This is a genomic window from Microbacterium sp. M1A1_1b (assembly GCF_053345565.1).
Genome location: NZ_JBKFAJ010000001.1, coordinates 230,094 through 255,342 on the forward strand (window position 1 = coordinate 230,094; position 25,249 = coordinate 255,342).

Below are 25,249 nucleotides of genomic sequence, written 5' to 3' on the forward strand. Positions count from 1 at the left end.
TGGTTCACAGTAGGCGTCCGGAGTGTGAACCCGTTACCTTGAGTCCGTGCGAGTCGATCTACTGACCAGGGAGTATCCGCCGGAGGTCTACGGCGGTGCGGGTGTCCACGTGGCCGAGCTGACCTCGGCCCTGCGGTCCAGGACCGACACCGAGGTGCGCGTCCGTGCCTTCGGTGCGTTCCGCGACGAAGAGGGTGTCTGGGCGTACCGCACGCCGGCCGGCCTCGAGCAGGCGAACGGGGCCTTGCAGGCGCTCGGCACCGACGTCCAGATGGCGGCCGACGTCGAGGGCGCCGACCTCGTGCACTCGCACACCTGGTACGCCAACGCCGCCGGTCGGCTGGCGCAGCTGACCCACGGCATCCCGCACGTCGTCACGGCGCACTCGCTGGAGCCACTGCGCCCGTGGAAGGCCGAGCAGCTCGGCGGCGGCTACCGCCTGTCCAGCTGGATGGAGCGCGAGTCCTTCGAGCAGGCCGACGCGGTCGTGGCGGTGTCGAAGGCCATGCGCGCCGACATCCTGCGGTCGTACCCGTCCATCGACCCGTCGAAGGTCCACGTCGTCTACAACGGCATCGACGTCGACGCGTGGAAGCCCGTCGTCGACCACGACGCCGTCCGTGCACTCGGCATCGACCCGGAGCGTCCGAGTGTCGTCTTCGTCGGTCGCATCACCCGCCAGAAGGGGCTGCCCTACCTGCTCCGTGCGGTGGCGTCGTTGCCGCCCGAGGTCCAGATCGTGCTGTGCGCCGGCGCGCCGGACACCCCCGAGATCCTGGCCGAGGTCACCGGCCTGGTCGAGGACCTCCGCCGGCAGCGCGGTGACGGCGTGGTGTGGATCGACCGGATGCTCGCCCACGACGAGATCGTCAAGGTCCTGACGGCCGGCACCGTCTTCGTGTGCCCGTCGATCTACGAGCCGCTCGGCATCGTCAACCTCGAGGCCATGGCCTGCGGCATCCCCGTCGTCGGCACGCGCACCGGTGGCATCCCCGAGGTCGTCGCCGACGGCCTGACCGGCCGCATCGTCCCGATCGACCAGGCCACCGACGGCACGGGCACCCCGACCGACCCCGACCGGTACGTCGCCGACCTGGCCGCCACCCTGAACGAGGTGCTCTCCGACCTGGGGCTCGCCAAGCTCATGGGCCGCGCCGGGCGCCTGCGCGTGGAGACCGAGTTCACGTGGGCGGCGATCGCGACGCGCACCCGTGCGGTCTACGACCAGGTGCTGGCGGCTCGCTGAGCCGGCCACCGTCCCGGTCCTGACAGGAGGCCCGGGTGACGTCCGCGACGGACGTCACCCGGGCCTCCCGTCAGGTTCCGGCGTGTGCGCCGTGCGGGCAGCCGCGCTCGCGTAGGGTTGGAGCATGCCCTCGGTTGTGCGCTTGTCAGACGTGTCCGTGGTCCGGAACGGGGCCACCATCCTCGACGGGATCTCGTGGGAGGTGCAGGACGACGAGCGGTGGGTCGTGCTCGGTGCGAACGGCGCCGGCAAGACCACGCTGCTGCAGGTGGCCGGGGCGCAGAGCTTCCCGACCTCGGGTGACGTCGAGGTCCTGGGCACCGAGCTCGGGGGAGCCGACCTGTTCGAACTGCGACCGCGCATCGGCTTCGCCTCGACCGCGCTGGCCCGTCGCATCCCGGTGACCGAGAAGGTCATCGACGTGGTCCTGACCGCCGCGTACTCGGTCACGGGGCGCTGGAACGAGGAGTACGAGGAGCTCGACGTCCGTCGTGCGCAGCGCGTGCTCGAGGAATGGGGCCTGGGCGCCTTCACCGACCGCACGTTCGGCGAGCTGAGCGACGGTGAACAGAAGCGCGTGCAGATCGCGCGTGCGGTGATGACCGACCCCGAGGTGCTGTTCCTCGACGAGCCGGCTGCGTCGCTCGACCTCGGCGCGCGTGAGAGCCTGGTGCGCACGCTGGGCGGCTACGCGCAGAGCTCGGACTCGCCCGCGATCGTCATCGTGACCCACCACGTCGAGGAGATCCCCGAGGGCTTCACGCACGCGCTGGTCCTGGCGGACGGGCACGTGCAGGCCGCCGGTCCGATCGACCAGGTCCTGACCGCCGAGACCCTGACGACGGCGTTCGGCATCGACCTGACCGTCACCAAGGAGTCCGGGCGCTTCACGGCGCGCGCAGCCTGACTCCTGCTCCACATCGTGCCCGCTGTCTGGTAACGTGGACGGCTGGCGTGAGCCACAGACTTCCGGGGCATCCGCCTCTCTCTCACCACGAAATCCACACCGAGGAATCTCATGAAGACCGACACCCACCCCGAGTACCGCGCCATCGTCTTCCGCGACCTGGCCTCCGGTGAGACGTTCCTGACGCGTTCGACCGCGAACAGCGACAAGACCATCGAGCTCGACGGTGCGACCTACCCGGTCATCGACGTCGAGATCTCGTCCGCGTCGCACCCGTTCTACACGGGCAAGCAGCGCATCCTCGACTCGGCCGGTCGCGTCGAGAAGTTCAACCAGCGCTTCAAGGGCTTCTCCAAGTAAGCAGCTCAGCACGCGCGAACGGGCGGTCCTCCTGCGGGAGGGCCGCCCGTTCTGCGTCGGGGCTGAGTGCCGTCGGTGGCGATCGCGCATCGCACCCCCTGACAGACATCGCGCCCCGTGGTGACGGGGCGCGATGTTCATGCGGGGGTGCGATGCGAGACCGCAGGGGACGGCGCCGGGTGCTCAGTCGCCGTTGCGGTGCGGCCAGCGGGTGTCTGCGGTGAAGGCCGGGTCGCGCTTGGCCCGCATGTACTGCTGGAACGATGCTGCCTGGTCGGCGCACCAGGCCACCTGCTTGCGGTGGAGCGCTTCGGCGGAGATGGTCAGGTCGTCGGGGAACTTCGCCGCGATGGCCTGTGCGACCCGTCCGGCCGCGATGGCGTCGGCGCCGGCATCGTGCGCGTCGGACAGGTCGACGCCGTACAGCTCGGCCGCGGCCTCGAGCGTGCGCTTGCCCTTGCGGTAGGTGTCGAGCGCCTTGTCGATCACGAGCGGGTCGACGACGTTGCCGATCACGGGCGAGGCGATGCCGTGCCGCTTGGCTTCGCGGTCGAGCAGGGTCAGGTCGTACGGGGCGTTGTAGATGACCAGCGGGATGCCGCGGGCGAACACGGCTTCGACAGCGGCCACGATCTCGGCGACGACCTCGGCGGCGGGACGCCCCTCGGCCTGGGCGCGCTCGGTGCTGATGCCGTGCACGGCCGAGGCCTGCTCGGGGATCGGGACCCCGGGGTCGGCGAGCCACGAGCCCTCGACGATGCTGCGCCCGGTCATGTCGATCAGGCCCACGTGCGCGGTGACGATGCGGGCCGTCTCGACGTCGATGCCGGTCGTCTCGAGGTCGAACACCCCGAGCGCGTGCCACCAGGGCCGGGTCGAGAGGTCCTGCGCCGGGGCGGGCGAGTCGAGCTGCGCGGTGGGGAACGTCACGCAGGTCAGGCTAGCCGGACACACCGACACGCCCCGCGCGACCCGCCTGTCACGCGGGCCGCGAGCGATGCGTCACGTGTTCGGCGCGGCGCCGACGTGCAGCCAGGTGAACGAGTGGGGCGAGAGCGCTACGCGTTCGGCGCGGCGCCCACGTCCAGCCAGGTGAACGAGTGGGGCGAGAGCGCTACGCGTTGGGCGCGGCGCCGACGTGCAGCCAGTAGAACGACTGCGTGCCCAGCGTCAGCGTGACCGTGCCCTCGTCGTCGAACGAGGGGAACGAGCTGCCGCCGAACAGGTCGTACAGCGGCCGGCCGGCGTACTGCGGCGCCGTGATCGTCGTCGTGGTCGGGTTGACCGTGAACGAGAACACGCACAGCACGTCCTCGGCGGACGGGCCGAACTGCGTGCCCGAGCCCTCCCACGAGCGGACGAAGGCCAGCACGCTCTCGTTGTCGGTGTCCTGCACCGCGAGCGACCCCAGACCGAACACCGGGTGGGCCTTGCGCACGTGGATCACGTTGCGGACCCAGTGCAGCAGGGACCGCGACTGTGCGAGCTGCGCCTCGACGTTGACCTGCGCGTAGTTGTACACGAGCGACTGCACGACGGGCAGGTAGAGCTTGCCCGGGTCGGCGGTGGAGAACCCGGCGTTGCGGTCCGGCGTCCACTGCATGGGCGTGCGCGAGGAGTCGCGGTCCGGCAGCCAGATGTTGTCGCCCATCCCGATCTCGTCGCCGTAGTACAGGAACGGCGAACCCGGCAGCGAGAACAGCAGCGCGTGGATCAGCTCGAGTTCGGCGCGGGAGTTGTCGAGCAGCGGTGCCAGGCGTCGACGGATGCCGATGTTCGAGCGCATCCGCGGGTCGTACCCGTACCAGCCGTACATCGCCTGGCGGTACTCCTCGCTGACCATCTCGAGCGTGAGCTCGTCGTGGTTGCGGAGGAACACGCCCCACGCGGCCGACGCGGGCACGTCGAGCGTCTCGGACAGGATCGCCTTGAGCTCGGACGCGTGCTGCGCGCGGAGCGAGTAGAAGATGCGGGGCATCACCGGGAAGTCGAACGCCATGTGGCACTCGGGCTCGTCGTCGGTGCCGAAGAACGCCGCCGTCTCGCGGGGCCACTGGTTCGCCTCGGCGAGCAGCACCCGACCGGGGTACTCGTCGTCGACCATGAACCGGAGCTTCTTGATGAACTCGTGGGTCTCCGGTTCGCCCTCGCCGTTGCCCTCCTCCGACTCGAACAGGTACGGGATGGCGTCGAGCCGCAGCCCGTCCACGCCCAGGTCGAGCCAGTGCCGCACGACGTCGTAGATCGCCTCGACGACGGCGGGGTTCTCGAAGTTCAGGTCGGGTTGGTGCGAGAAGAACCGGTGGAAGAAGAACTGCCGCCGCACCGGGTCGAAGGTCCAGTTCGACTCCTCGGTGTCGACGAAGATCACGCGGATGTTCGCGTAGTCCTCGTCGGTGTCGCGCCAGACGTAGAAGTCGCCGTAGGGACCGTCCGGGTCCTCGCGGGACTGCTTGAACCACTCGTGCTGGTCCGACGTGTGGTTGATCACCATGTCGATCACGATGCGCATGTTGCGCTCGTGCGACTTCGTGACGAGTTCGCGGAAGTCGTCGAGGGTGCCGAACTCGGGCAGGATCGCCCGGTAGTCCGAGATGTCGTACCCGCCGTCGCGCATCGGCGACCGGAAGAACGGCGGGAGCCACAGCGCGTCGACGCCGAGCCACTGCAGGTAGTCGAGCTTGCCGATCACGCCCTGGATGTCACCGATGCCGTCGCCGTTCGAGTCGACGAACGAGCGGATCATGCACTCGTAGAACACCGAGCGCTTGTACCACTGCGGGTCGAGGGTGAGTCCGGGCAGCTGGATCGGGGCTGTGAAGGTCAACCGTGCTCCTCGTCGAAGGTCACGGACCGTCGGAACCGACCCGCTCCGGACACGATAGGCGGCTGCTGCCGAGAGCGTTCCGTAGACTGGCGCCGATGCAACCGCCGGTCCTGTCCCCGTACTCGTCGTTGATGGCCGCGACACCCGTCGTGCACCGCGCCGTCGAGGTCGACGGCCGCACCACGCACTTCTGGGAGTACGGCCCACGACACGCCACGCAGACCGTCCTGGCCGTGCACGGGTTCCGCGGTGACCACCACGGGCTCGAGTCGATCGCGGCGCACCTGACGGGTGTGCGGGTGATCGTTCCGGACCTGCCCGGGTTCGGCGTGTCCGACCCGCTGGCGGTGTCCGACATCGACGGCTACGTCGGGTGGCTCCGGGGCTTCCACCGGGTGCTCGGCCTCGACCGCACCGCCGTGGTGCTCGGGCACTCGTTCGGCTCGATCGTCACCGCGGCCGCCGTCGCCGCCGGGCTGGACACACGGCTGCTCGTCCTGGTGAACCCCATCGCGGCACCCGCGCTGCAGGGCCCACGCGCGGTCGGCACTGGCATCGCGATCGCCTACTACCGCGCCGGTGCCGCACTGCCGCGGCCCGTCGGCCTGGGGATCCTGCGGAACCGGGGGATCGTGCGGGCGATGAGCGTCGCGATGCTCAAGTCGCACGACCCGGCGATGCGCCGCTGGGTGCACGACCAGCACGACCGGTACTTCTCGGCGTTCGCGAACCGCACGAGCGTGCTCGAGGCCTTCCGCACGTCGGTCACCCACGACGTCTCCGAGTACGCCGACCGGATCCGCGTCCCAGTTCTGCTGATCGCGGCCGAGCGCGACGACATCACCGCGCTGCCGGAACAGCGGGCGTTGGCGGCCCGGCTGCACGATGCCGAGCTCGTCGTCGTGCCGGACGTCGGGCACCTGGTGCACTACGAGACGCCCGCCGCCGCCGCCGAGGCGACCCTGCGCCGGATGGCCGACCCCGTGCGGAAGGCACCGCGCGCTGCCAAGCCGGGCCGGGCCTCCAGGACGAAGCCGAGCCAGGGCGAGGGATCGTGACCCGCCTGCGGATCGGGATCGACTGCCGGTACGTGCGGATCGGCCGCCACGACGGCATCAGCCGGTTCACCGCCGGGGTCGTGGCGCACCTGCCGGACCGGCACGACGTGGTGCTGCTGGTCGACGACGAACGGCAGCTGGAGTCCCTGCCCGCGCACCTGCCGTGGGAGCTGCTGCCGTCGCCGACCGCGCCGGGGGAGCCCCTGGTGGCACGGCACGTCAACCGGCTGGGGCTGGACGCGGTGTTCTCACCGATGCAGACGATGGGATCGCGCGGTCGTCGGTACGCGCTCGTGCTGACGCTCCACGACCTGATCTACTACCGCAACCGCACGCCCCCACGGGAGTTCTCGTGGCCGATCCGGCTGGGGTGGCGGGCGTTCCACCTGTCGTGGTGGCCGCAGCGGCTGCTGCTCGACGGCGCGGACGGCGTCGTCACGGTCTCCGAGACGACGGCGGGGCTGATCGCCCAGCACCGGCTGACCAGGCGACCGGTCACCGTGGCGTACAACGCTGCCGACCCGGCCCCGGTGCGCGCGCCCGACGGTCCCCGCGAGCGGTCGCTCGTGTACATGGGGTCGTTCATGCCGTACAAGAACGTCGAGACGCTCGCGGCGGCCCTGCCGCTGCTCGGAGCGGACTGGCGGCTGCACTGCATGTCGCGCGTGTCGGACGCCGACCGGGCGCGCCTGGACGCACTGGCGCCGGGCGCGATCGTGTTCCACGACGGCGCGTCGGATCAGGAGTACCTCGACACGCTGCGGTCGGCGACGGCCCTGGTGACCGCGTCGTACGACGAGGGCTTCGGCATCCCCCTGGTCGAGTCGATGGGCGTGGGCACGCCGGTGGCCGTCAGCGACGTCCCGATCTTCCGCGAGATCGGCGGGGACGTCGCCGAGTACTTCGACCCGTCGTCGCCGTCGGCGGTGGCTGCCGCGGTGCGCCGCCTGGAGGCCCGGTGGGCGTCCGCCTCGGCGGCGTCGGTACAGCAGGCGGCCCGGTTCCGTTGGGCCGACTCGGCCGAGCGGGTGCTGCAGGCCGTCGAGCGCGCGGTCGAGCACCGGACGCGCTGACGCGGTTGCTCAGCCCTTCGCCGCGCTGACCTCGATGGTGGCTGCGGGGAACACGCGGTGCACCGCGTCGGTGACCTGCGTCCGGACGGCTTCGACGTCGACGCCGGTCGGAGCGGTCGCGACCGTGACCCGCTGGTCGGCGGGGTCGTCGGATCGCCCGGCGTCGTGCGCCGCCCACACGCAGCTGACCTGCTGGACGCCCGCGGTGCTCGCCAGGGTGCGTGCGACGGCCAGACGTTGCTCGGTGCGTTCGCGCGAGGGCGACACACCGACGTCGGCGGTACCGAGGTCGACGACGGCCCAGACGGTGACGCCGTTGCCGGTCGTCGCCCCGGCCGCCGCACTGAGCTGGTCGAAGAGCAGGGTCTTCGCATCCGGACCGATGGTCGCGTCCGCGCTGACCCTGGCCGTGACGTCGTAGCTGGCGAACGAGGTCTTCGTCGGGTCGTCGCCGGTGGCCGCGGTGACGTACTCGATGGAGCGAGCCTGGGTGACGAACCGGTCGAGCGCCGCCTGCGGGCGGGGGAACACCCCACCGACGCCGTTCTGCACGCTGCCCACGATCATGCCGAGCGCCACGACGATGACGATGCCGACCACCACGACCCCGGCCAGCAGCAGCGACCAGGAGCGGACGCGCTGCGGGGTCGTGCGGACCGGTACGGATGCGGTGTCGGGGCCGAAGGCGCGCCCCAGGTCGTCGTCCTCGTCCTCGTGGGTGCGCCAGTCGCGGCGGTCGTCCTGCCCACCGGGTCCGTCTGTGCTCATCACGCCCCCTCGGCGCGGCATCCGGTTCGGGGTCCTGGATGCCGGTCCACAGGATCGTAGTCCGCTGGGCACCGCCGGTCCCGCTGCTCGCGACAACGATCCGGCAACGACCTCGGGCACCCTCGCTGCCGTCGCGGACGGGCATCGATAGGCTGCCCGTGGCGTCATCGGGGTGCCCGTGGCGTGCAGTTGCGCTCGGCGTCGTCAGGTCGCCCGTGGGAAGAGGGGGTTCGTCATGCTGGTGTGGTCGACCATCGCGATCGTGTTCGTGCTCGTCATCGTGGTCGCCCTGGCGGTGGCGCTGTCGGCATCACGTCGGGCGAAGCGGCTCCGACACCTCGACGACCCGCTCGCCCCACGGACCACCGAGGACGGGCACGCCGCCCGCACGGCCCGGGCGCAGGGTTCGCGGCCGGACGGCGGCACGGGGTTCCCCGGCGGACCGTCCTGACCCACCAGCGCGGTCAGCCCGGTCAGCCCGGTCAGCCCGGTCAGCACCGTCGGCCCGGTCAGCGCGTCAGCTGCGGCGCTCGAGCGGGTTCTGGTAGTCGAACGCGTACTTCCCCGGGGCGTCGGAGACATCCTCGATCGGGTCGTCGAACTCGACCAGTTCGGCGTGGAAGCGCTCCGGGTCCCAGCGGAACGAGTGCACCGAGCCGTTGCGGATCGGCGTGCGGGTGCGGTCGGCGGTGCCGGGGGCTGCCGCGTTGACGACGCTGCGGATGACGGCGCCGTGGGTCGCCACGACGACGACCCCGCCGTCGAACCGCACCGCGATCTCGCCGAGCGTCTCGGTGACGCGTGCCAGCAGGTCGGTGCGGGACTCCCGCCCGGGGATGACGTCGTCCGGGTACCGCGCCAGGACCTCGTCGTCAGTCAGGCCCTCGGCGTCACCGTACGAGCGCTCGGCGAGCCCTGGGTACGTGTCCGGCTCGGGCAGTCCCAGCCGGGCGGCGATGATCGACCCGGTCTCGGCAGCCCGCGCCAACGGCGAGGCCACGACCGCGTCGAACGACCGCCGGGTCAGCAGGGTCGCCGTCTCGGCGGCCTGCGCGCGCCCGGTGTCGTTGAGCGGGATGTCCGTCGAGCCCTGGATGCGGCGCTGCTTGTTCCAGTCGGTCTCGCCGTGCCGGACGAGGTACAGGTGGGTCGTCACGCGTCGATCATGGCAGAACGAGCCGAGCGGCCAGCGCCTGCAGGGTCTCGGTGGTGCCGGCGTCGATCTTGACGGCGGCCCGCCGGTCGCTGCGCGTGGCACCGCGGTTCACGATCACGACGGGGTGCTTGCGGCGGGCAGCGTGGTCGACCAGCCGCACGCCCGAGTTGACGGTGAGCGAGGACCCCACCACCAGCAGTGCGTCGGCATCGGCCACGATCGACACCGACTCGGCGAACTTCTCGGTGGGGACGAACTCGCCGAAGAACACCACGTCGGGCTTGAGCACACCGCCGCACACCGTGCAGTCGGGCACCACGAACCGCTCGACCTCGGTGATCTCGACGTCGCCGTCGGGCTGCAGCACGACCGAGCCGGGTTCGTCGATCCACGGGTTCAGCGCGTCGAGGGTCGTGGCGAGGTCGGACCGCGCGAACACCTGCCCGCACGTCAGGCACAGTGCCCGGTCGGTCGAGCCGTGGATCTCGACCACGCGACGCGAGCCGGCCCGCAGGTGCAGCCCGTCGACGTTCTGCGTGATGACCCCGGTGACGATGCCCGCGCGTTCGAGGTCGGCGAGCACCCGGTGTCCGGCGTTCGGCGAGGCAGCCGCGAAGGTCCGGTAGCCCAGGTGCGATCCGGCCCAGTAGCGCTGCCGCTTGGCGGGGTCGGAGCGGAACTCCTGGAACGTCATCGGCTTGCGGACGACGCGGCCTTCGCCCCGGTAGTCGGGGATGCCGGAGTCGGTGCTGAGTCCGGCTCCGGAGAGCACGGCGATGCGCTTGCCCGCCAGCAGGTCGGCGACCCGGTCGAGGTCGTCAGCCGTCTCGGTCGCACCGCTCGTCGCGTCGCTCGTCGCCATCACGTCCACGGTACCCTCAACAGCCGACCGTCCCCGCCCCTTCCCGCACCATCCGGCGGGGCCCGACCAGGAACCGAGCCGACCGTGCACACCGTCCGCATCGACACCCTCGACGACCCCCGTCTCGACGACTTCCAGCGACTCACCGACGTCGCGCTGCGGCGGGTCACCGAACCCGAGGGCGGCCTGTACATCGCCGAGTCGAGCACCGTGATCGAGCGCGCGCTCCGTGCCGGTCACGTCCCGCGCAGCGTCCTGGTGCAGGAGAAGTGGCTCGACGACGTGCTGCCGCTGGTCGCCGACCACGACGGCCCCGTGTTCGTCGGTCCCGACGCGCTGCTCGAGGAGCTCACCGGTTTCCGGATGCACCGTGGCGCGATCGCGTCGATGGAGCGTCCGGCGCTGCCGAGCGTCGCCGAGGTGCTCCGCGACGCGCGGCTCGTGGTGGTGCTCGAGGACATCGTCGACCACACGAACGTCGGGGCCGTCTTCCGCAGCGTCGCGGGACTGGGAGCGGACGCGGTCCTGGTCAGCCCGCGCTGCGCCGACCCGCTGTACCGACGGAGTGTCCGGGTCAGCATGGGCACGGTGCTGCAGATCCCGTGGACCCGCATCGGGGACTGGCCGGCAGCGGGCGAGGAACTCCGCGCCGCGGGGTTCCACCTGGCCGCGATGGCGCTGACGGACCGCTCGGTCGACCTGGACGCCTTCGTCGCCGACGTCCCCGGCAAGGTCGCGTTGGTGATGGGCACGGAGGGGCAGGGCCTGACGCCGGCGGCCGTCGCCGCCGCGGACACGACGGTCCGGATCCCGATGCACCACGGGGTCGACTCGCTCAACGTGGCCGCGGCGAGCGCCGTCGGGCTGTGGGCGGTCGCCGCCGCCCAGCGCGCGCGGACGTAGAGCGCTCCCGTACCGTCCCGTCCACGGCCTGGAGGCCCTGGCTGGCTTATCCACAGCCCGGCGGTTCCCCAGATCACCGGTACCACCCCCCGGTACGCTCGGTTGTCGTGTCACGAGTCGTCCGCCGCCCCCGCTCCGCCGTCCGCCGGCCGGTGACCATCGCGGTCGTCGCGGTCCTGCTGCTGGCGGTCGGGTACCTGGTCGCCGCTGCGCTCGTGCCGTTCGCGCCGGCGAGCGCCAGCACCACCGCCTACGCGGCTCCCACGGCGACGCTGCCGTCGCTGTCGTTCCCGTCGTACGGTGCCACCGCGGTCGAGGCGCCCGACTTCCCCGAGAGCCTGCGGACCAGTGGCGACACGAAGCCGCGGTCCATCGCGAGCATCTCCAAGGTCGTCACGGCGCTCGTGGTGCTCGACGCCAAGCCCCTGTCGAGGGGCCAGGCGGGGCCGACGATCACGTTCACCCCGGAGATGCAGGGGCTGTACGCCACGTACCTGGCACAGAACGGCGAGGTCGCCCCGATGCCGGCGGGCCTGCGGCTGTCGGAGTACCAGACGCTGCAGGTCATGCTCATGAAGTCGGCGAACAACTACGCCGGCTCGCTCGCGATCTGGGCCTTCGGGTCGATCGACGCCTACCAGAAGGAAGCGTCGACGTGGCTGACCGCGCACGGGCTCGACGACACCACGATCCACGAACCGACCGGCCTGGATGCCGGCAACACGTCGACGGCGACGGATCTGGTCGACCTCGGTCAGCTGGCACTCGCGAACCCCGTCGTGAAGGACGTGGTGGGCACCAAGAGCGTGACGGTGCCGAACGTCGGGGACATCCAGAACTCGAACAAACTGCTCGGCATGGACGGGGTCGAGGGCATCAAGACCGGGACCCTCGACGAAGCCGGCGCGTGCCTGCTGTTCGCGGCGACCTACGAGCGCGGCGGGCGGACGGTCACCGTGATCGGGGCGATGCTCGGCGGGGTGGACCACGACGCGCTCGATGCCGACGTCCAGCGCCTGCTGCACTCGGTCGCCGACAACTTCCACGTCGTCACGCTGACGCACGCGGGGCAGTCCTTCGGCACGTTCTCCACCCCCTGGAAGGACGAGACCGACGCGGTCAGCGCGACGGCGTCCGAGGTCCTGGTCTGGGGCGCGACCACCGTGCGGGCGAAGGCGCAACTCGACTCGGTGACGCTCGGGACGAAGGGCGAGAAGGTCGGACGGGTCCGCTTCACGATCACCGACCACGCACCGGTGTCGGTGCCGCTGGTGCTCGAGCAGGCGATCCCGGACCCGGGCATCTGGTGGCGCTGGACGAACCCGTTCCAGGGCGCCTGAACACGCCCCGAGCTACGGCCCCTCGTGGACCGGCGCGCTGATCCGTTCGAGCTCCGGACGCTTGGCGGTGATGCCGTCGCCGGACGAGGTGTGCTTGATCCGCCGGACAACCCAGGGAACCAGGTACTCCCGCGCCCAGCCGAGGTCCTCGGCACGGGCTTCGCGCCAGGGTCGGGGCGCCAGGGGCTCCGGCGTCGACGGGGCGAGTTCGTGGTCGACGCCGAGCGTGTCCAGCACGGCCGCGGCGATCGTGGCGTGGCCCACGGGGGAGTGGTGCAACCGGTCCGGAGCCCACATCCTCGGGTCCCGCAGGCCGCGGATCGCCCACATGTCGGCGACCATCGCGCCGTGCTTCAGCGCGATGGCGTGCAGGTGCTCGTTGTAGATCGCCGCCTTGCCGCGCACCATCCCGAGCACCGGGGTCATGCCGACGTCCGGGCCGGTGAACAGCACGACGTCGGCGCCGTCGCGACGCAGGTCGGCCATCATCCGGTCGAAGCGAGCGGCCACCTCGTCCGGGTCGGAGCCGGGGCGGATGATGTCGTTCCCGCCGGCGGACACCGTGATCAGGTCAGGGTGGAGCGCGAGCGCGTCCGCGACCTGCTCGTCGATGATCTGCTGCAGCAGCCGACCGCGGACGGCCAGGTTGGCGTACGAGAAGTCGTCGGTCCGGCTCGCCAGGAACGCCGCGACCCGGTCGGCCCACCCGCGGTTCCCGCCCGGTGCGGTGGGGTCGGGGTCCCCGAGCCCCTCGGTGAACGAGTCACCGATCGCGACGTACCTGGACCACGGATGACGATCTGACACCCTGCCGAACGTAGTCTCGTGCCATGACCCAGGCCAACTCCGCGACCGCGACGAGCACGAAGCGTCGCCCCTGGACCCTCCCCGAGGACCTGCTCGCGCGGATCGCCGAGCGGGCGCCCCGGTACGACGCCGACAACGCGTTCCCGGTCGAGGACCTCGACGAACTCCGCGCGGCGGGGTACCTGCGGATCGGCGTCCCGATCGCCGACGGCGGCAGCGGGCTCGGGCTGCGGGCCACCGCCGCGGTGCAGCGCACGCTCGCCCAGGCCGCGCCGGCGACGGCGCTCGCGCTCGGGATGCACCAGACCTGGGTGCAGGCGGCCCGCAGCGTGTCCGCGCGCGGCGAGACGTTCCTCCAGTCCGTCACGGACCACGCCGCGGCGGACCGGCTGCTGGCCTTCGGGGTCAGCGAACCCGGCAACGACCGCGTCCTCTTCGACTCGACCACGACGGCGGAGCCGGACGGGCAGGGCGGGTTCCGGTTCACCGGCACCAAGGTGTCGACGTCACTGGCGCCCGCGTGGGACGTGCTGAGCGTGTTCGGCAAGGACACCTCGGGCCCGGAACCGCGGCTGGTGCACGGGTTCGCGCTGCGCTCGGACGGCGGCGTCCGGCACCTGGACGACTGGGACGTGCTCGGGATGCGGGCGACGCAGAGTCGCACGACCCTGCTCGAGGGCGTGCACGTGCCGGCCGAGCGGATCGTGCGGTCACTGCCCGTCGGGCCGTCCGCCGACCCGCTCGTGTTCGGGGTGTTCGCGGCGTTCGAGCTGTTGGTGGCGTCGGTGTACGTCGGGATCGCCACGCGGGCGATCGACCTGACGGTGCAGGCCGTCCGGCAGCGGCGCTCGATGGACGGCGTGCCGCGGAGCGACGACCCGGACGTGCGTCGTGCCGTCGCGGACATTCGGGGCGCGGTCGACGCCGTGGCGTTGCAGGTCGATGCGCTCGCCCGCGACGTCGACGAGCTCGAGGACCACGGTCGGCGCTGGTTCCCGCTGCTGGTCGGGACGAAGGCCCGCACGGTCGACACCGCGCAGCACGTGGTGGACGAGGCCATGCGCGTCGTCGGGGGCGGTGCGTTCCGTGCGGCTGGCGAGCTGGCCCGGCTGGCGCGGGACGTCCGGGCCGGGCAGTACCACCCGTCGACGCGGGACTCGGCGGCGCGGACGATCGCGAACGACGTGCTCGGGCCGGTGTCGGTGGTCGCTGGCAGCATCGCCCCGTGAGCAAGCAGGACGGGGACGCTTCGTGAGCGTGCAGGACGGGGACGCTTCGTGAGCAAGCAGGACGGCAGCAACCGGCTCGTCTCCGACCACCCGGTCGCCGACGTCACTGCAACGGTGCTGCACGTCGACATGGACGCCTTCTTCGCGTCCGTCGAGCTGCTCGACCGCCCCGACCTGGTCGGCCTGCCGGTGATCGTCGGGCACGACTCGGACCGCTCGGTCGTCACCGCCGCCACGTACGAAGCCCGCCGGTACGGCATCAACTCCGCGATGCCGATGGCCGTGGCCAAACGGCGGTGCCCGAACGCCGTGATCGTCGAGCCGCACTTCGAGAAGTACCAGGCCAAGTCCCGAGCGGTGATGGGCGTGTTCGACCGGTTCACCCCGCGCGTCGAGCGCCTCGGCATCGACGAGGCGTTCCTCGACGTCGCCGGCGCCGTCCGGCTCTACGGCACCCCGTGGGAGATCGGCACCGCCATCCGGGCCGCCGTGTTCGCCGAGACCGGACTGCACTGCTCGGTCGGCGCCGCATCGACGAAGTTCGTCGCGAAGCTCGCCTCCAGCCGGGCGAAGCCGGCGGGACTGCTCGTCGTGCCCGCGGCCGACACCGTGGCGTTCCTGCACCCGCAGCCGGTGTCCGCGCTGTGGGGCGTCGGTGGCAAGACGCAAGAAGTGCTCGAACGTCGGGGCATCCGCACCGTGGGCGACCTCGCCACGACCCCGCTCGACTCGCTCGTGCACGCGATCGGGCCGGCCGGTGGGCAGCGCCTGCACGACCTGTCCTGGGGCCGTGACCCACGCGTGGTCGACACCGCCGTCGGCGAGAAGTCGATCGGGCACGAGGTCACCTTCGGCACCGACCTGACCGACCGCGACGGCGTCGCACGCGAGCTCCTGCGACTGGCCGAGAAGGTCGCCGTGCGGATGCGCCGCGCCGAGGTCCAGGCGCGCACGGTCGCCCTCAAGGTCCGGTACACCGACTTCGCCACCCTCACCCGGTCGCGCACCCTGGCCGAGCCGACCGACGTCGCCCGGCGGATCCACCGCGAAGCCGTCGAGCTGTACGACGTGCTGCACCGTCCGGGCAACCGCATCCGGCTGATCGGCGTCCGGGGCGAGAACCTCGTGCCGACGGCGGCCAGCAACGCGCTGTGGGACGACGACGCGCCGTGGCGTGACACGGAGACCACGGTCGACGCGGTCACCGCCCGCTTCGGCGCGGGCGTGCTGCGGCCCGCATCGCTGGTGCGCGGCACGCCCGAGCAGCGCCCGCCGCACGCCCGACAGGACATCGGGTGACGGTAGAATCTGCTGCAGTGAGCGCAGCGGAGTACGAACACCAGCAGCCCGCCGCAGCCGACACGGCAGCGGCTGGGTCGGTCGACACCACCGGTCGCCGGGGTGGCTTCGTCGACACCACCGAGCACGCGTCCCAACTCGACCTGGCACCGGCGGAACTCGCCGAGATCGCCGGCAACGCCGCAGCCGAGCACCTGTCGCCGGCGTTCCCCGACCGAGCGGCCTGGGGCACGGCCTCGAAGCTCCGCGCCTGGCAGGTCGAGGCACTGACCAAGTACTTCGAGACCGAGCCGCGCGACTTCCTGGCCGCGGCGACACCCGGTGCCGGCAAGACGACGTTCGCACTCCGCCTGGCGACCGAACTCCTGGCGCGTGGCACGGTCGACCGCATCGTCGTGGTCGCCCCGACCGAGCACCTCAAGCGCCAGTGGGCGGACGCTGCCGACCGCGTCAACATCCGCATCGACCCGATGTTCAAGAACGGTGACGGCATGTTCGGCCGCCACTACCAGGGTGTCGCGATCACCTACGCCCAGGTCGGCATGAACCCCGAGGTGCACAAGCGCATCACCGAGGGCGGTCGCACGCTGGTCGTGCTGGACGAGGTCCACCACGGCGGCGACGCCCTGACGTGGGGCGACGGCATCCGCCAGGCCTTCGGCGGTGCCACCCGACGGCTCTCGCTGTCCGGCACCCCGTTCCGCTCGGACACGGCACCGATCCCGTTCGTGCAGTACGCGCCCGACGAGCAGGGCATCCGGACGTCGGTCTCCGACTACAACTACGGCTACGGCCGCGCCCTGGCCGACGGTGTCGTCCGCCCCGTGCTGTTCATGGCGTACGCCGGGCAGATGCGCTGGAAGACCCGGATGGGCGACGAGATGTCGGCGTCCCTCGGCGAACAGGTCACCAAGGACATCACGGCGCAGGCCTGGCGCACGGCACTCTCGCCCGAGGGCGAGTGGATGCCGGCGGTGCTCTCTGCAGCCGACAAGCGCCTGACCGAGGTCCGCCGCGGCGTGCCGGACGCCGGTGGCCTGGTGATCGCGACCGACACCACGACGGCGCGCGCCTACGCCCGCATCCTGCAGCAGATCACGGGCGAGCGCCCCACGGTCGTCCTGTCCGACGAGGCCGCCGGGTCCAGCCGCATCGGCGCGTTCGCCGCGGACACCTCGCGCTGGATGGTCGCCGTGCGCATGGTGTCGGAAGGCGTCGACGTCCCACGGCTGTGCGTCGGCGTGTACGCCACCAGCGCCAGCACACCGCTGTTCTTCGCCCAGGTCATCGGCCGCTTCGTCCGCGCCCGCCGCCGCGGTGAGACCGCTTCGGTGTTCCTGCCGAGCGTGCCCGGGCTGATGGCCCTCGCCGCCACCCTCGAACTCGAACGCGACCACGCCCTCGACCGCCCGAAGGACGCCGACGACGGGTTGTACAACCCCGAGGACGCGATGGTCGCCGAGGCCAACAAGGAAGACCGTGCCTCCGACAGCCTGCTCGACGTGCAGCCCTTCGAAGCCCTCGACTCGCAGGCCTCGTTCGACCGGGTGCTCTACGACGGCGGCGAGTTCGGCACCGGCGGTGAGATCGGTTCCCTCGAAGAACTCGACTTCATCGGCATCCCCGGGCTGCTCGAACCCGACCAGGTGCGGGATCTGCTCCGCGCCCGCCAGGCGACCCAGGCCAAGCGATCCAAGGGCCGGACCGTCAAGGACGGCATGCCCGCGTCGCAGGCGCCCGAGCCGGACCGGCCGATGTACCTGACCATCAAGGAGCAGCGGTCCGAGCTGCAGCGCCTCGTGTCGATCTGGTCGCGACACTCCAACGAACCGCACGGCGCGATCCACGCCGAACTCCGCCGCATCAGCGGGGGACCGGCCGTCGCCCAGGCCAGCATCGAGCAGATCCAGAAGCGGATCGACATCCTGCGCTCCCGGATCGGCGGCCGTCGGTGACGGTGGCGCCGTGATCGTCGGTGTCGACGACCGAACCTGGCTGGTCAAGCGGACCGAGGATGCCTCGCCCGAGGCGATCATCGACCGCTTCGGCGGCGGGTACCGCCTGCGCCGCTTCAGCCTGGTCGAGTCCCGGCGGACCGCACACGGCGTCTTCACGGGCCTCGACCTGGCGGAGACCGCCTGGTGGCGGTTGCGCGACACACGTCGTTGATCTTCCGCCGTTCTGGGCAATGTGCGCGGCGATCATGACGTTGCGAGCCTCGATCGAGTAGACCGGACTCATGGCAGATTCGATCCCTCACGTCCTCGTCCTCGGTGGCGGCTCCGCCGGCTACTCGACCGTCAAGCAGCTGCAGAAGCACGCCGCGACGGTGCCGATGCGCATCACCCTGGTCGACCAGAACACGTACTACACGTACCTGCCGTTCCTGCCCGAGGTGGCCGGTGGCCACATCAACCCCAAGGACGTCACCGTCGAGCTCCGTCGTGCGCTCCGGAAGACGCGCGTCATCCAGGGCAAGGTGACCGGGATCTCGTCGAAGGACAAGACCGTCTCGATCGCCACGGCCGGCGGCGACGACCGCACCCTCGGGTACGACCAGCTCGTCGTCGCGCTCGGCTCGGTCACGCGCACCTTCCCGACCCCGGGCCTCGACGAGGTCGGCGTCGGCTTCAAGACCGTCGAAGAGGCGGCGTACGTCCGCGCGAAGCTCCTCGACAACATCGCCAAGGCCGCTGCCACGCGTGACGAGGACGAGCGTCGTCGTCTGCTCACCAGCATCTTCATCGGCGGCGGCTACACCGGCGTCGAGGCGATCGGCGAGCTGTTCGACGTGTCGCAGGCCGCCATCAAGACCTACCCGTCGCTCGCTGGCGAGCAGCCCCGCTGGGTGCTCATCGACGCGCTCGACCGTGTCGCACCCGAAGTCGGCCCCGAGCTGTCCAAGTGGACGCTCGAGTCCCTGCGCGCACGTGGCATCGACGTCCGCCTCAAGACCACGATGCCGAGCTGCGAGGGCGGCGTCGTCAAGCTGTCCGACGGCGACGAGTTCGCGACCGGCCTGCTCGTGTGGACGGCCGGCGTCAAGCCGAACCCGCTGCTCGACGCGTCCGACCTGCCGCGCGGCCCGAAGGGGCACCTCGCTGCCAATGCGAAGCTGCAGGTCGAGGCCGAGGACACCCACGAGGTCGTCCCCGGCGTCTGGGGTCTGGGTGACGTCGCGCAGGTCCCCGACCTGACCGCCGACAAGCAGCCGGCGTACTACCCGCCGAACGCGCAGAACGCCGTGCGCCAGGCCGTCGTCGCCGCGGACAACGTGGTCGCGACGATCACCGGGTCGCCGCTCACCGAGTACCGCCACCCCTCGATCGGCACCGTCGCGTCGTACGGTGTCGGCAAGGGTGCCGCCAACATCAAGGGCATCAAGATGACGAACCTGCTGGCGTGGATGGCCCACCGCGCGTACCACGTGTACGCGATGCCCACGCTGAACCGCAAGGCACGCATCATCATCGGCTGGGTCACCGGCGCGGTCTCCGGCCGCGACGCGACCTCGCTGATCAAGGAAACCGACCCGCGCCGCTCCTTCGTCGACGCGACGAAGTAGGGCGCGACCCCAGATCCGACGGGAGGCCCGGTGCCAGCTGGCACCGGGCCTCCCGTCCGTTCCGTGGTGGTCTTCCGCCGCTCGGTGCGGCAGACTGACTCCCTCGGCAACCGTGCGTGACGAGGTCCCCGGAGGAGCCACCTCGTGACCACCCACTCGATCTGTCCTCGATGCGGACGGGCCCGCCACGACCGCGTGCACCGGTGCTCTGACACCGCGGACGTCCGACGAGTCGTCGAAGGCACCCCGGGTGCCGGACGAGCACTCGCTGCCCTCCGAACCGTCGGACGGCCGCTCGTGGTCGGCGGTCTGGTCCGCGACGCGCTGCTCCGTGCGGCCGGACACCTCGTGCCCGAAGCCCCGTCCGACGTCGACATCGAGCTGCACACCGGGGTCGGGCTCGACGCGGTCGTCGCACTGTTGCGGTCCACTGGCGCATCGGTGGTGACGGCCGGCGCCCGGTTCGAGGTGCTCCGTGTGGTGATCGACGACACCCATCTCGACGTCGCCGTCGCACCATGGCAGCCCGACCAGGACGCCGGGTTCCGGCAGGCTGCGTCGCGGCGGGACTTCACGCTCGACGCGGTCGCGTGGGATCCCGCCGCGGACGTGCTCCTCGACGCATTCGGCGGAATCGACGACGCCGCTGCAGGGATCCTCCGTCACACGTCGGACCGCTTCGGTGAGGACCCGCTCCGGGTCCTGCGCGCCGTGCAGCTCGTCGCCCGATTCGCGCTCACCGTGCACCCGGACACGATCGCGGTCGCCCGGTCCCTGTCCGACCGGTTCGACGAGGTCGTGACCGACCGTGTCTGGCCGGAGATCCGCCGTTTGGCATCCGGTGACCACATCACGCTCGCACTGGACGTGCTGCACCGCACTGACTGGGAACGTCACTTCCCGGAGCTGGCGGCGGTACGGGATGTCCCGCAGGATCCCCGCTGGCACCCGGAGGGCGCCGTCCACATCCACCTCGGTCTCGCCGGGGACGCCGCCGCTCGTGCGTGCACCGAGGACGGGATGACCGGCGAGGACCGCGTCGTGGTCGTGCTCGCGGCGATCCTGCACGACGTCGGCAAGGCCGGCCGAGGCACCCAGTTGGTGCACCAAGGTGGGACCACCCGCATCCGGAGCATCGGCCACGAGCGGTCCGGTGCCGTTGCAGCCCGGGCGCTCCTGGGTCGTGTCGGCGCGCCCCGGTCGACGACCGAACGGATCGCGCTGCTCGTCCGCGAGCACATGGTCGTCCACTCGACCGCCAGCGGTGCGCCGTCCGTGTCGGCAGCGCGCCGCCTCCTCCGTCGGCTCGGAGGTTCGCTCGCCGTGGCGGAGCAGTGGGCGCGTGTGTGCGACGCCGACACACGAGGCCGGGGGAGCGCGTCGACGGGCAGTCCGGCGGCAGCCTGGATCGACGTCATGCGGAGGGACGTCGCCAGTGGGCGTCCGTCGCGGCTCTTGACGGGCCGCGACCTCGTCGACGCCGGGCTGCGTCCCGGTCCGGTCTTCCGTGCCGTGCTCACCGACGCCGCCGACGCGCAGGACGACGGAGTCTTCGACGACGAGGCCGGTGCGCGACGGTGGCTGGCCGATCGCCTCGCCAGGTCCGACGTGCTGTGACGGGCCGGGTTCCGGACGGGAGGCCCGGTGCCAGCTGGCACCGGGCCTCCCGTCCGTTCCGTGGTGGCGTCGTGCCGCTTGCGCTGGTGCGACAACGTCGATGTCGTACGACGTCGGAGCTGTCGCGTGGGCGGCGGCGTGCCAGCGGCGCGACAACGTCGATGTCGTACGACGTCGGGGATGTCGCGTGTGTGGGCGCTGCGCCCGCAGATCGGATCCGGGCGCACAAAAACGAACGGCTCACCCGAAGGTGAGCCGTTCGCCGCGTGTCTCAACACTGCGTGTCCGAAGGGGGACTTGAACCCCCACGCCCTAATACGGGCACTAGCACCTCAAGCTAGCGCGTCTACCAATTCCGCCATCCGGACAGATGTTGTTCTGTTGTCGAGCCGCTGATCCGGGGTTGCCCCGGCGTTGCTGCCGGAGAAGACATTAGCACGGGTCTGAACAGGCGTTGAACACGTTCGGCCATCCCGGGCGCGTCCGGCGTCACGGGTCCCCGGTAGCGTGGCGGCATGACGACGGATGCGCACTCGGCGACGACCGACACCGAGCTCGAGGCCACCGCCGCGATCGCTCGTGACCTGATCCGGATCGACACGAGCAACTGGGGCAACGGCAAGTCGGCGGGTGAGACCGAGGCTGCACACTACGTCGAAGCGGCGCTGCAGGACCTGGGGCTCACGCCGCAGGTGTTCGAGTCCGAGCCGGGCCGGGTCAGTGTCGTCGCGCGAGTCCGCGGGCGCAGCGCCGACAAGCCGGCGCTGGTGGTCCACGGGCACCTTGACGTCGTCCCCGCCGACCCGGCGAACTGGAGCGTCGACCCCTTCGGTGGCGTGGTCAAGGACGGCATGCTGTGGGGCCGCGGTGCCGTCGACATGAAGAACATGGACGCGATGATGCTGACCGCGCTCGGCGACGTCATCGCGGCGCAGGGCGCACCCGAGCGTGACCTGGTGATCGCGTACTTCGCGGACGAGGAAGCCGGGGGAGTCCTCGGCTCGCACCACGTCGTCGAGCACCACCCCGAGGTCTTCGCCGGCGCGACAGCCGCCATCAGCGAGGTCGGCGGCTACTCCATCACCCTCGGCGACCGGCGTGCCTACCTGCTGCAGACCGGCGAGAAGGCCCTGATGTGGCTGAAGCTCGTCGCGACCGGCACCGCGGCGCACGGCTCGCACGTCATCCGCGACAACGCGGTGACCAAGCTCGCGGCCGCCGTCGCCCGGATCGGCAGCGAGGAGTGGCCCGTCCGGCTCTCCGCCACGACCGAGGCGATGGTGTCCGAGGTCGCCCGGTTCCTCGGCGTCGACCCCGAGGTCACCGGACCGGACGAGGTCGCCCTGGCCACCGGCTCGGCGTCGCGGTTCATCCACGCGGCGCTGCACACCACGTCGAACCCCACCGTGCTGCAGGCCGGGTACAAGCACAACGTCATCCCGGACGCAGCCGAGGCCCTGATCGACGTCCGGTGCCTGCCAGGTGACGAAGAGACGGTGCTGGCCCGCGTGCGCGAGCTCGCCGGCGACGACGTGCAGGTCGTCACGTCGTTCCGCGACATCGGGCTCGAGCAGGACTTCGGCGGCCCCCTGGTCGATGCCGTCCGCGACGTGCTGGGGCGCCATGACCCGGGCGCGCCGGTGCTGCCCTACCTGCTCTCCGGCGGCACCGACAACAAGGCGCTGTCGACGCTCGGCATCGCCGGCTACGGCTTCGTGCCGCTGCAGCTGCCCGCCGACATCGACTTCCCGGCCATGTTCCACGGTGTCGACGAGCGGGTGCCGCTCGACGCACTCGCGTTCGGTCGGCGCGTGCTCGGGGACCTGTTCGGTTCGTACTGACAGACTGAGCGGTCGCGCTCGGTCCACTCCGCAGTCGCACACGACCGACCACCGAACGACCGAAAGGCCGCGCCAGTGCACATCCTCGAGGCGATCTTCCTCGGCTTCGTGCAGGGACTGACCGAGTTCCTGCCCGTGTCCTCCAGTGCGCACCTGCGCATCGTCGGTCTGTTCCTGCCGGACGCGCAGGACCCCGGTGCGGCCTTCACCGCCGTGACGCAGCTCGGCACCGAGACCGCGGTCCTGATCTACTTCTGGAGCGACATCGTCCGCATCGTCGGACGGTGGTTCGGCTCGTTGACCGGCAGGGTCCCGCGGAACGACCCCGACGCCCGACTCGGTTGGCTGGTGATCCTGGGCACGATCCCGATCGGCGTCGTCGGTCTCCTGCTGCAGCACACCATCGAGACCACGTTCCGGTCGCTGTGGATCGTCGCGATCGTGCTCATCGTCTTCGGTGTCGTGCTCGGCGTGCTCGACCGCGTCGGGCGCAAGGAACGGCGGATCGAGCACATGACCTTCGGTGGCGGGATCCTGATCGGGCTCGCACAGGTCCTGGCGCTGGTGCCCGGGGTCTCGCGGTCCGGCGCCACGGTGTCGATGGGACTGGCACTCGGGTACACCCGCGAGGCCGCCGCTCGGTTCGCCTTCCTGCTCGCCGTGCCGGCGGTGTTCCTGTCCGGGCTGTACGAAGCCGCCACGAGTCTCGGTGACACCGGCGCCCCGTTCGGCGTCGTCGACACGGTCATCGCCACGGTCGTCGCGTTCGGCGTCGGGTTCGTCGTGATCGCGGCGTTCATGAACTACATCAGCAAGCGCAGCTTCATGCCCTTCGTGTACTACCGGATCGCACTCGGTATCGTGCTCATCGTGTTGTTGTCGTTCCAGGTGATCCAGCCGTGAGGGCCTGGGAGGCCCCGTCCGTCCCCGAGGTCCCGGGTTCTGGTCCACGTCCCGTGGTCCACGACACGGCGCTCGGCAGGCCCGTCGACCCGACCGGTGGTGACGACCGGGCAGCGCTGTACGTCTGCGGCATCACGCCCTACGACGCCACCCACCTGGGGCACGCGGCGACCTACCTGGCGTTCGACACGCTCGGCCGGGCCTGGCGCGACGCCGGCTTCGACGTCGAGTACGCCCAGAACACCACCGACGTCGACGACCCGCTGCTCGAGCGTGCCGCCCGTGACGGGGTCGACTGGCAGGACCTCGCCGCGTCGCAGATCGACCTGTTCCGCCGCGACATGGAGGCCCTGCGCATCCTGCCGCCGGACGACTACGTGGCCGTCACCGACGAGGTCGAGCGCATCGCCGAGGCCGTCGCGTTCCTGCAGGAGACCGGCTATGCGTACCCCGTCCCCACGCCCGAGTCCGCGGGCGACGACCTGTACTTCGACGTCAACCGTCCGACCGAGTCCTGGTCGCTCGGCGACGAGAGCCGACTCGACCGCGACACCATGCTCGCCCTGTCGGCCGAGCGTGGCGGCGACCCGGACCGCGCGGGCAAGCGCGATCCGCTCGACCCGCTGCTCTGGCGCGCTGCCCGTGCCGGCGAACCCAGCTGGGACGGTGCGGTCGGACCGGGCCGACCCGGGTGGCACATCGAGTGCAGCGTCATCGCCGGCGACCGCCTGGGCCTGCCGATCAGCGTGCAGGGTGGCGGGAGCGATCTGGTGTTCCCGCACCACGAGATGAGCGCCGGGCACGCCGCAGCCCTGGCGCACCAGCCGCTCGCGAACGCCTACGTGCACACCGGGATGATCGCCTTCCAGGGCGAGAAGATCTCGAAGTCACTGGGCAACCTGGTGACCGTGCGCGGCCTGCTCGACGACGGGGCCGACCCGCGGGCGATCCGGCTGGCGCTCCTGTCGCACCGCTACTCGGACGACTGGGAGTGGTTCGACACCGAGCTGTCGAGCGCGACTCGTCGACTGGCCACCTGGGACGCCTGGGCGGGCGGCGGCGCGGGACACGCCGACGACGCGGAGGACGTGGTCGCGCGCCTGCGGGCTCGCGTGGCGGACGACCTCGACACGCCCGGGGCCGTCGCGGTCGTCGACACTGCCGTCGCCGGTGGCACGCGGTCCACGCCCGAGCTGGTCGACGCCGTCGACGCCCTGCTCGGCATCCGCATCGGCTGACGCTGTCGGCTGGCGCTGACGCCGGCGGCCGGCGGTCGGCCCCGCGCACTGCCGGCCCACCACGCGTCCATCGGAACGAACGGGCGTCGGGACGAACGGGCGTCGGGACTGGTCACGACACCCCGCCCGCCGCTCGTCGACTGGTCGAAGATCGTCGGGTGGGGCCGCGCGGAACGACGTTCCGTGACCGGTGGGCAGAGGTGAGCGGGGTGTCGTGACCAGTCGGCCGGGGACCGCACCAGACCGCACC

Annotated in this window: 23 protein-coding genes and 1 tRNA gene; 17 read left to right on the top strand and 7 right to left on the bottom strand. The window is 71.3% G+C overall.

The window, feature by feature from the left end:
* The first annotated feature begins 46 nt into the window (after nt 1-46).
* The 3 genes from glgA (at nt 47) to ACLBWP_RS01045 (ending at nt 2,513) form a co-directional block, all read left to right on the top strand.
* Nucleotides 47-1,246 carry a glycogen synthase gene (gene glgA, locus ACLBWP_RS01035; protein ID WP_447653687.1) on the top strand — a complete coding sequence of 400 codons (1,200 nt, stop codon included), beginning with the start codon at nt 47-49 and terminating at the stop codon, nt 1,244-1,246.
* 124 nt (nt 1,247-1,370) lie between these two features.
* Nucleotides 1,371-2,153 (top strand): ABC transporter ATP-binding protein, encoded by a 783-nt coding sequence (locus ACLBWP_RS01040; RefSeq protein ID WP_243562103.1) that lies wholly within the window; start codon nt 1,371-1,373, stop codon nt 2,151-2,153.
* Between the two features lie 111 nt (nt 2,154-2,264).
* Nucleotides 2,265-2,513 (top strand): type B 50S ribosomal protein L31, encoded by a 249-nt coding sequence (locus ACLBWP_RS01045; RefSeq protein WP_017887280.1) that lies wholly within the window; start codon nt 2,265-2,267, stop codon nt 2,511-2,513.
* A gap of 183 nt (nt 2,514-2,696) precedes the next feature.
* Here the strand turns inward: ACLBWP_RS01045 and ACLBWP_RS01050 are convergent, their stop codons facing one another.
* Both ACLBWP_RS01050 and treS read right to left on the bottom strand, forming a co-directional pair.
* A complete protein-coding gene (locus tag ACLBWP_RS01050; protein WP_447653688.1) occupies nt 2,697-3,443 on the bottom strand; it encodes an exonuclease domain-containing protein in 747 nt (248 codons plus the stop codon).
* Between the two features lie 184 nt (nt 3,444-3,627).
* Nucleotides 3,628-5,340: a maltose alpha-D-glucosyltransferase gene (treS, locus tag ACLBWP_RS01055; protein WP_447653690.1), complete on the bottom strand. Its 1,713-nt coding sequence runs from the start codon at nt 5,338-5,340 to the stop codon at nt 3,628-3,630.
* 95 nt (nt 5,341-5,435) lie between these two features.
* Here treS and ACLBWP_RS01060 point away from each other — a divergent pair, with 95 nt between their 5' ends.
* Both ACLBWP_RS01060 and ACLBWP_RS01065 read left to right on the top strand, forming a co-directional pair.
* A complete protein-coding gene (locus ACLBWP_RS01060; protein ID WP_447653691.1) occupies nt 5,436-6,398 on the top strand; it encodes an alpha/beta fold hydrolase in 963 nt (320 codons plus the stop codon).
* 5 nt (nt 6,399-6,403) lie between these two features.
* On the top strand, nt 6,404-7,471 hold the full coding sequence (locus tag ACLBWP_RS01065; protein WP_447654243.1) for a glycosyltransferase family 4 protein: 1,068 nt from the start codon (nt 6,404-6,406) through the stop codon (nt 7,469-7,471).
* A 9-nt stretch (nt 7,472-7,480) separates the two neighbouring features.
* Here the strand turns inward: ACLBWP_RS01065 and ACLBWP_RS01070 are convergent, their stop codons facing one another.
* Nucleotides 7,481-8,239, bottom strand: a complete 759-nt coding sequence (locus tag ACLBWP_RS01070) for a hypothetical protein (protein ID WP_447653692.1) — start codon at nt 8,237-8,239, stop codon at nt 7,481-7,483.
* 235 nt (nt 8,240-8,474) lie between these two features.
* Between ACLBWP_RS01070 and ACLBWP_RS01075 the strand changes: the two genes are divergently transcribed.
* Nucleotides 8,475-8,690, top strand: coding sequence for a hypothetical protein (locus ACLBWP_RS01075; RefSeq protein WP_243562107.1), 216 nt, complete (start codon nt 8,475-8,477; stop codon nt 8,688-8,690).
* Between the two features lie 66 nt (nt 8,691-8,756).
* On the opposite strand, the gene ACLBWP_RS01080 is transcribed toward ACLBWP_RS01075, so the two are convergent.
* The gene (locus ACLBWP_RS01080; RefSeq protein ID WP_243562108.1) at nt 8,757-9,395 is read right to left on the bottom strand and encodes a histidine phosphatase family protein; all 639 of its coding nucleotides are present in this window, start codon (nt 9,393-9,395) and stop codon (nt 8,757-8,759) included.
* A gap of 7 nt (nt 9,396-9,402) precedes the next feature.
* Nucleotides 9,403-10,257, bottom strand: a complete 855-nt coding sequence (locus ACLBWP_RS01085) for a Sir2 family NAD-dependent protein deacetylase (RefSeq protein ID WP_447653693.1) — start codon at nt 10,255-10,257, stop codon at nt 9,403-9,405.
* A gap of 84 nt (nt 10,258-10,341) precedes the next feature.
* Between ACLBWP_RS01085 and ACLBWP_RS01090 the strand changes: the two genes are divergently transcribed.
* Nucleotides 10,342-11,160, top strand: a complete 819-nt coding sequence (locus ACLBWP_RS01090) for a TrmH family RNA methyltransferase (protein ID WP_447653694.1) — start codon at nt 10,342-10,344, stop codon at nt 11,158-11,160.
* A 107-nt stretch (nt 11,161-11,267) separates the two neighbouring features.
* On the top strand, nt 11,268-12,500 hold the full coding sequence (locus ACLBWP_RS01095) for a D-alanyl-D-alanine carboxypeptidase family protein (protein ID WP_447653696.1): 1,233 nt from the start codon (nt 11,268-11,270) through the stop codon (nt 12,498-12,500).
* A gap of 12 nt (nt 12,501-12,512) precedes the next feature.
* On the opposite strand, the gene ACLBWP_RS01100 is transcribed toward ACLBWP_RS01095, so the two are convergent.
* A complete protein-coding gene (locus ACLBWP_RS01100) occupies nt 12,513-13,307 on the bottom strand; it encodes an SGNH/GDSL hydrolase family protein (RefSeq protein ID WP_243562112.1) in 795 nt (264 codons plus the stop codon).
* A gap of 23 nt (nt 13,308-13,330) precedes the next feature.
* On the opposite strand from ACLBWP_RS01100, the gene ACLBWP_RS01105 reads away from it, so the two are divergent.
* The 6 genes from ACLBWP_RS01105 (at nt 13,331) to ACLBWP_RS01130 (ending at nt 21,017) form a co-directional block, all read left to right on the top strand.
* Entirely contained in the window at nt 13,331-14,536 is a 1,206-nt protein-coding gene (locus ACLBWP_RS01105; RefSeq protein WP_447653697.1) for an acyl-CoA dehydrogenase family protein, read from the top strand.
* Nucleotides 14,537-14,584: 48 nt separating this feature from the next.
* A complete protein-coding gene (gene dinB, locus ACLBWP_RS01110; protein ID WP_447653698.1) occupies nt 14,585-15,835 on the top strand; it encodes a DNA polymerase IV in 1,251 nt (416 codons plus the stop codon).
* Between the two features lie 143 nt (nt 15,836-15,978).
* Nucleotides 15,979-17,790: a DEAD/DEAH box helicase gene (locus tag ACLBWP_RS01115; protein WP_243562138.1), complete on the top strand. Its 1,812-nt coding sequence runs from the start codon at nt 15,979-15,981 to the stop codon at nt 17,788-17,790.
* Nucleotides 17,791-17,800: 10 nt separating this feature from the next.
* A complete protein-coding gene (locus ACLBWP_RS01120; protein WP_243562115.1) occupies nt 17,801-18,004 on the top strand; it encodes a hypothetical protein in 204 nt (67 codons plus the stop codon).
* A gap of 70 nt (nt 18,005-18,074) precedes the next feature.
* Nucleotides 18,075-19,400, top strand: a complete 1,326-nt coding sequence (locus ACLBWP_RS01125) for an NAD(P)/FAD-dependent oxidoreductase (protein ID WP_447653699.1) — start codon at nt 18,075-18,077, stop codon at nt 19,398-19,400.
* Nucleotides 19,401-19,544: 144 nt separating this feature from the next.
* Nucleotides 19,545-21,017, top strand: a complete 1,473-nt coding sequence (locus ACLBWP_RS01130) for an HD domain-containing protein (RefSeq protein WP_447653700.1) — start codon at nt 19,545-19,547, stop codon at nt 21,015-21,017.
* A gap of 282 nt (nt 21,018-21,299) precedes the next feature.
* Here the strand turns inward: ACLBWP_RS01130 and ACLBWP_RS01135 are convergent.
* Nucleotides 21,300-21,385 (bottom strand) — tRNA-Leu (locus tag ACLBWP_RS01135).
* 147 nt (nt 21,386-21,532) lie between these two features.
* Here ACLBWP_RS01135 and ACLBWP_RS01140 point away from each other — a divergent pair.
* The 3 genes from ACLBWP_RS01140 (at nt 21,533) to mshC (ending at nt 24,999) form a co-directional block, all read left to right on the top strand.
* Complete coding sequence (locus tag ACLBWP_RS01140; protein WP_447653701.1) at nt 21,533-22,858, top strand: M20/M25/M40 family metallo-hydrolase; 1,326 nt, start codon at nt 21,533-21,535, stop codon at nt 22,856-22,858.
* A gap of 75 nt (nt 22,859-22,933) precedes the next feature.
* Entirely contained in the window at nt 22,934-23,761 is an 828-nt protein-coding gene (locus ACLBWP_RS01145) for an undecaprenyl-diphosphate phosphatase (RefSeq protein ID WP_447653702.1), read from the top strand.
* Nucleotides 23,758-24,999, top strand: a complete 1,242-nt coding sequence (mshC, locus tag ACLBWP_RS01150; RefSeq protein ID WP_447653703.1) for a cysteine--1-D-myo-inosityl 2-amino-2-deoxy-alpha-D-glucopyranoside ligase — start codon at nt 23,758-23,760, stop codon at nt 24,997-24,999. The genes ACLBWP_RS01145 and mshC overlap by 4 nt, the downstream gene beginning before the upstream one ends.
* Nucleotides 25,000-25,249: the final 250 nt, after the last annotated feature.

Bases quoted from the DNA above. Each gene is read 5' to 3' on its own strand.
- ACLBWP_RS01085 (WP_447653693.1), bottom strand. From the start codon at position 10,257: ATGGCGACGAGCGACGCGACGAGCGGTGCGACCGAGACGGCTGACGAC.
- ACLBWP_RS01140 (WP_447653701.1), top strand. From the start codon at position 21,533: ATGACGACGGATGCGCACTCGGCGACGACCGACACCGAGCTCGAGGCC.
- ACLBWP_RS01105 (WP_447653697.1), top strand. From the start codon at position 13,331: ATGACCCAGGCCAACTCCGCGACCGCGACGAGCACGAAGCGTCGCCCC.
- ACLBWP_RS01040 (WP_243562103.1), top strand. From the start codon at position 1,371: ATGCCCTCGGTTGTGCGCTTGTCAGACGTGTCCGTGGTCCGGAACGGG.
- ACLBWP_RS01045 (WP_017887280.1), top strand. From the start codon at position 2,265: ATGAAGACCGACACCCACCCCGAGTACCGCGCCATCGTCTTCCGCGAC.
- ACLBWP_RS01070 (WP_447653692.1), bottom strand. From the start codon at position 8,239: ATGAGCACAGACGGACCCGGTGGGCAGGACGACCGCCGCGACTGGCGC.
- ACLBWP_RS01060 (WP_447653691.1), top strand. From the start codon at position 5,436: ATGCAACCGCCGGTCCTGTCCCCGTACTCGTCGTTGATGGCCGCGACA.
- ACLBWP_RS01075 (WP_243562107.1), top strand. From the start codon at position 8,475: ATGCTGGTGTGGTCGACCATCGCGATCGTGTTCGTGCTCGTCATCGTG.
- ACLBWP_RS01125 (WP_447653699.1), top strand. From the start codon at position 18,075: ATGGCAGATTCGATCCCTCACGTCCTCGTCCTCGGTGGCGGCTCCGCC.